Annotated in this window: 7 protein-coding genes; all 7 read right to left on the bottom strand. The window is 67.0% G+C overall.

The features are described 5' to 3' along the window. A partial coding sequence (locus G495_RS0114420; protein WP_028588352.1) for a phage tail protein occupies positions 1–277 on the bottom strand: 277 nt, incomplete at its 3' end. Continuing rightward, positions 267–2,279: a phage tail tape measure protein gene (locus G495_RS0114415; protein WP_028588351.1), complete on the bottom strand. Its 2,013-nt coding sequence runs from the start codon at positions 2,277–2,279 to the stop codon at positions 267–269. The genes G495_RS0114420 and G495_RS0114415, both read right to left, overlap by 11 nt. 3 nt (positions 2,280–2,282) lie before the next feature. Further along, a complete protein-coding gene (locus G495_RS20615; protein WP_051445416.1) occupies positions 2,283–2,693 on the bottom strand; it encodes a phage tail assembly protein in 411 nt (136 codons plus the stop codon). Between the two features lie 24 nt (positions 2,694–2,717). Further along, on the bottom strand, positions 2,718–2,969 hold the full coding sequence (locus G495_RS0114405) for a hypothetical protein (protein ID WP_156939725.1): 252 nt from the start codon (positions 2,967–2,969) through the stop codon (positions 2,718–2,720). Between the two features lie 19 nt (positions 2,970–2,988). After that, the gene (locus G495_RS0114400; protein WP_028588349.1) at positions 2,989–3,489 is read right to left on the bottom strand and encodes a phage major tail tube protein; all 501 of its coding nucleotides are present in this window, start codon (positions 3,487–3,489) and stop codon (positions 2,989–2,991) included. After that, positions 3,486–4,691: a phage tail sheath subtilisin-like domain-containing protein gene (locus tag G495_RS0114395; RefSeq protein ID WP_028588348.1), complete on the bottom strand. Its 1,206-nt coding sequence runs from the start codon at positions 4,689–4,691 to the stop codon at positions 3,486–3,488. Before G495_RS0114395 ends, G495_RS0114400 begins: the two co-directional genes overlap by 4 nt. Positions 4,692–4,729: 38 nt before the next feature. Further along, positions 4,730–4,978 carry a hypothetical protein gene (locus tag G495_RS19450; protein ID WP_051445415.1) on the bottom strand — a complete coding sequence of 83 codons (249 nt, stop codon included), beginning with the start codon at positions 4,976–4,978 and terminating at the stop codon, positions 4,730–4,732. Between the last annotated feature and the right edge of the window lie 146 nt (positions 4,979–5,124).

Genomic DNA, 5,124 nt, shown 5'->3' with positions numbered 1-5,124 from the left:
CCCGCCCCTGGCCGTCCACCAGGATCAGCGGCTCGCCTTTGCCCGCCTCGGCGCGCATGGCGTCGAGCTGGCCTAGGCCACCCTTGTAGTGCGGGTAGATGGTCCCGGACAGATCCAGGGTCTCTTTGCCCGGCCCCAGGAACTGCAAGGCCGGAGCGCGGCCCACGCGGTCCTGCTCGGTCCAGCGGAAGGAGGTCTGGCGGCGGAAGTCCTGGTACGCGGCGGTGTCCATGGAAAAACGGTAGCTCCCCAGGGCCATCATGATTCTAGTCGCCATAGAGCGCCCCCGGGTCCGGGTTGCGCAGCAGCGCGGCCACCTTCTCGGCCAGTTCGCGGGCGGACTGTCCGGGCTGCTGGTTGATGGTGATGTAGACCGTGGCTCCGGCCATGGCCTGGGCCGGTGCGCCGGGCGCGGTCGACGCGGGCTGGGACGTGGCGGCTTCGGCGATGGCCCCTCCGGCCTTGTCGCCGACCCAGTCGCCGACCAGGCCGCCGAGCATGCCGCCGATCACGGTGCCCACGACGGGCACGACAGACCCCAGGGTCGCGCCGATGATGGCGCCCCCGGCCCCGCCGCCGAGGCGACCCAGGCTGCGCCCGAGATCCATACGGCTGCCGGAGGCCGCCGCGCCCAGCACGTCAGCCACGCCGAGGATCGCCCCCAGGGGCCGGAAGACGCGGCCCAGGAGCCGCCCGCTCCGGCGCAGGATGCCTCCGCCGGTACGAGCTGCGCCCCCGAGTTCTGCCCGGCCCGGCAGCCGCCTTGCCCGCTTGGCTCGCCCCTTGGAGAAATCGCCGCCAGCGCCGCCGCCGAAACCGCCTCCCGGCCAGTTGGTGACCATGACCGGGACGGTGCCGCCAGCGCCCGCGCCGAGGCTCTCGAGTGCGTCCCCGGCACCGCCCTTCTTGCGCCCAAACAGCATCCGCCCGACGCGACTGATCTTGCGCCCGGCGAGCAGGCCGCCCACGGCCAGGCCGCCGATACCCAGGCCCGTGAAGAGCCTGTCCGCGCCCTTGTCACCCAGGGCGTTTAGGACGTCGGCGGCGTACTGCATGGGCTTAGTCAGGTTTCGGTCGGCGAAGCGCTCCCAGGCGACCTTAAAGGCCCCCAGGGACTTGTTGAACGTGCCCGCCACGTCGGCGGCGTCAGCGTTGAGGAACTTGGGGTCCGTCGTCACCTTCAGAGCGGCTTCCAGAGCAGTCTTGCCACCTTCGGTCATCAGGGCATCGAAAACCTTCTTCGATTCATCCGTCACAACGCCACTGTTCAGCAGCGTTTCTATGTCCCCGCCGACAGCGGTGATCATATCCAGGGCTATCTCGTGCAGAGGGCGGGCAACCTTGCGCCCTTCGGTTTGCAGGATATCCTGATCCCACATGTCCACACCCAAGCCTTCCAGCTTGTCCGTGTTCTTGACCAAATCCCTCGACAACGCCTGAATGGAGGTGGATGTGACGGCTGCTTCTCCTGTCGCGGTCTGGACCGCCTGCATCAGTGCTCCGACTTCGATCAGTGCCTGTTCGCCCTGGCGGCCCAGGGCCGCATAGCTTGCGGCGGTTCGGGGGAGATATCCCACCAGATCTCGGGCTTCGACGCTGCCAACCTTACCCTGCCCCAGGATGATGGAGAGGGCGTTTTCACCACTGGAAATGCCAAGGTTCAGTTTGGCCGACGCAATGAGGTCACCGACCTCCTCACCCGATGCGCCATACGCCTGGACGCCCTTGGCCATGGACTCCAGGTTGTTCAGCGCACCAGCATAGTCGCCGGTCTTCGCTACGTACCGTTCGGCAGCCCCGAACAGCAGGTCGGGGTCCACGCGGATGTCCTTGCGGGTGGCGACGCTGTAAAGCTCCTTCTTGAACTTCTCCATCTCCTCCCTGGATATCTGGGCGGTGTTCTTGAAGCGCACCAGACGTTCTTGCATGTCGCCCACGCCCCGGACTGCCATGCCCAGGCCGACGCCGGAGATCAGTCCGGTCCAGCGGTTGCCCACCGCGTCCAGGGCTTTGTTGGCCAGCCCGGCCTGGGTGTGCATGGACTTGAGCTGACGCAGGTTGTCGCCCAGGGCGCGGCCCATCTCGCGGCTGCGGCGGGCGACGCCCGAGAGGGCGCCGCCCAGGCTGCGGGTGCTGCGATCGGTGCGATCGACGGCGGTGCGCTGCCGGTCGGCGGAACGCCCGAGGCGTCCCAGGCCGTCCTCCGCGCTGCGGAGGGTGCGGCCCAGGGAACCATCGGCGCGCGCCGTGAGGCGCAGGGAAGCGACCAGGTTGCGCATGGGCTAGGCCTTTTTCGCCTCTTCGATCTCGGTGGCGACCTTGCCCCACTTGACCAGGTCGGCGGGGGACATGGCCAGAACCTCGCGCAGGGGCTGATGCAGCGCCCTGGCCACCCGCGCGGCGGCGAGCATCAGCGCGTGATCGTCCTGGGGCAGGACACGCCCGGTCAGTTCGTCGTACGCCTCCAGGAGCCGCTCGTAGTCGGGGAAGTACAGCTCGTCGATGAGGCTGGCCGGGACGCCGCAGCAGGTGGCTACGATGGCCTTTTCCTTCTGGTCGGCGTCGGTCTCCCCCTTGCGGGCGGCGAGGATCTCCTTGACCTTGGGCGTGCGCATGGTCAGCGCCTTGTATTCCACAGCCCCCTCGCCTTCGCCGAAGGAGATGGGGTGTTTCAGCGGGATGTCCTTCTTCATCGTTTAAACTCCCTTTGAACGTTGTCAGTTGGTGATGCGCTCATAGACCCTGGCCTGGAGGGCATTGCTGAGGTCCAGCGCCCACTGGGCACCATCCGCAACCTCAGGGAACACGGCTTCAATCGCATTCCAAAGGTCGTAGAAGGCCACACTGTTCGCACCTTCCGGCGCATTGCGGTATGCGTCGGCGAGACGGCGAATCTCCACCACCCGGTCTCGGGGGATGAACATTTCGCGTCCTTTCGCCCGTTGCGGGGCCTTGAAGAATCCAAACATCAAGTAGCTCCTTGACGGGTTACAAGCCCAGGGCTTTGCGCTGCCCGGCCAACTGGTCGACTCCGCCGATCTTGCGAACCATGTTTTCCACGTCGATTTCCACGACCACGCGCCCGGAGATGGTCAGCTTGACGTAGGTACAAGTCACAGACGCCTTGAGGGTGCTGTTGTCGCCGGATTTCCAGGTGCCGGGGTCCAGTTCATGGAACAGGCCGCGCACCTGGTAGATGATCTCCTCGGCATCCCCGGTGCCCTGAATGGCGCCGCGCAGGGTCAGAGGAACGCTGCCGCCGTTGACCAAGCCGAGCTGCGTAAACAGCTCGGGCGTGTACTCGGCGAAGGTCAGCGTGGTCTCCAGCTTCTCCATGCCCATGTCGATGTCCACGGCGGCGTCCATGCCGCCGCCCCGGTATTCCTCGGTCTTGAGCTTGAGCTTGACCGGTTCGATCTCCTCCACGCGCCCGGCGTAGCCGACGCCGTCCACGAACGCGGTGAAGTTCTTCAGCTTCTTGGGGATCATTCCTTTTCCTCCTGCGGGGTGGCCGTGAGTACATGGTCGACCAGTTCCTCGTAGTACCCGTTCTCGCGGTGCGCCCGGAAGGTCAGGCGTTCCATGGGCGCGGGCGGTTCGATGTCAAAGTCCATGTACAACTTGCCCGCCATGAGGCTTTCCTTGGAGTTCAGCTCCTCGTCCAGCCAGCACTTGCCGCCCAGGATGGCACCCTGGGCCTTCAGGTGGCGCAGGTAGGCGTTCACGCTTTCCTGGATGTCCAGCACCAGGTTGGCGGACAGCGGACGATCCATGGCCCAAAGGAAGGCCTCCTCGATGCTCTCGTAGATCATGTCGGCGGTGCGTCGCACAGAAAGGAAAGCCCATTGCGGGTCCGTGGCCGTCGTGCGGTTGCCCCACAGGCGGTAGCCGTCACGATGCACGATGGTAGTCACCTCGTTCTCGTTGAGCAGGTTGGCTGCGGTGTTGGAGTCGGAGAGGTTGAACTGCACAGGCCGGGCGGTGCCGACGATGCCGTTCAGCACCTGATTGCTGGGCGACCACCAGAAGCCCCGGGTGTTGTCCATCCAGGCCAGCTTACCCGCCACCCGAGCGGACGCGGGCTGCACAACCACCGCGTTGGTAGTGGTGTCCCAGACCTTGACGAAGGGCTCCACGATGTAGATGCGGTCACTCCCCCAGTCCTCGCGGTAGGCGATGGCCTCGGTGTCGGAGCTGTTCGGTCCATCAGCGATAACCACCGCGCGCAGCTTTTCCGCGATGCCCTGGAGTTCCGCCACCACGGGATTGGCGGCATCGTCCGGGCGGTCGCCGGTGAAGCCGGGAGCGCACAGGATGCGCGGCGTGACTTTGACCTCGGACTGGGCGCCCAGGAAAGCGTGCACCCCGGTCATGGTCGCGGCGTCGCCGATGACGTTGCTGCGGGTGGCGGCGGCGTCCGCACCTTCCTCCACACGCACGACCACGACCATGGCCCCGCACTGATCGAAGATGCCGTCGAGGGCATCCTTGAGGGTGCCTGCCGCACCCAGGGTCGCGGCTTGGCGCGGGCTGCCGGTGATGAGCACCGGATGGTTGATGGGGAACTTCGCGGCGTCGGCCTGCGGCGCGGTGCCGACGACGCCGATGACGCTGGACTTGACCGTCTGGATGGGCCGGGTCCCGTCGTCGATCTCCAGGACCTCGATGCCGTGCAGGAACTGCTCAGCCATGTCGTCTCCTCGGGTTCAGTGTTTGCGCGGGTTCATGTTCAGGAAAGCTCTTCGTCCAGCCCCGCCAGCTCGGTGCGCAGGGCCTGGGCCTGGGCTTCCAGGTCCGCGAGCCGGGCGAGGTCCGCAGGGTCGGGCTCCGCTCCGCCGACCTGCGCCGCCAGCACCGCGCGCAGGGGCCGGGCGCTGGCGGCGTCCAGAACCGTCAGCTCGGCCAGGATCGCCGTGCGCCGGGCACCGGCGGCCAACGCCGCCACGCGTGCGGGGTCAACGGTGATACGGCTATCCATTGTCCACCTCCTCCCCGCCCATCCCATCGGGGCTGGACCAGTCCACCGTCCACGCCTCGGGCGGCGCATCGGCGGGCAGACCGCTACGGTTGCACAGGATATACGGCGCCCCGGCGGGCACGTCCCGGGCCGCGACCAGGGCCGCA

The organism is Desulfocurvus vexinensis DSM 17965 (assembly GCF_000519125.1).
GTDB classification, from domain to species: domain Bacteria; phylum Desulfobacterota; class Desulfovibrionia; order Desulfovibrionales; family Desulfovibrionaceae; genus Desulfocurvus; species Desulfocurvus vexinensis.
The sequence above is the reverse complement of the archived record's forward strand: the minus strand, read 5'-3'. Positions and strand labels throughout refer to the sequence as shown.

Coding starts and splice junctions, on each gene's coding strand:
- G495_RS0114400 (WP_028588349.1), bottom strand. CDS start 3,489: ATGATCCCCAAGAAGCTGAAGAACTTCACCGCGTTCGTGGACGGCGTC.
- G495_RS20615 (WP_051445416.1), bottom strand. CDS start 2,693: ATGAAGAAGGACATCCCGCTGAAACACCCCATCTCCTTCGGCGAAGGC.
- G495_RS0114395 (WP_028588348.1), bottom strand. CDS start 4,691: ATGGCTGAGCAGTTCCTGCACGGCATCGAGGTCCTGGAGATCGACGAC.
- G495_RS19450 (WP_051445415.1), bottom strand. CDS start 4,978: ATGGATAGCCGTATCACCGTTGACCCCGCACGCGTGGCGGCGTTGGCC.
- G495_RS0114415 (WP_028588351.1), bottom strand. CDS start 2,279: ATGCGCAACCTGGTCGCTTCCCTGCGCCTCACGGCGCGCGCCGATGGT.
- G495_RS0114405 (WP_156939725.1), bottom strand. CDS start 2,969: ATGTTTGGATTCTTCAAGGCCCCGCAACGGGCGAAAGGACGCGAAATG.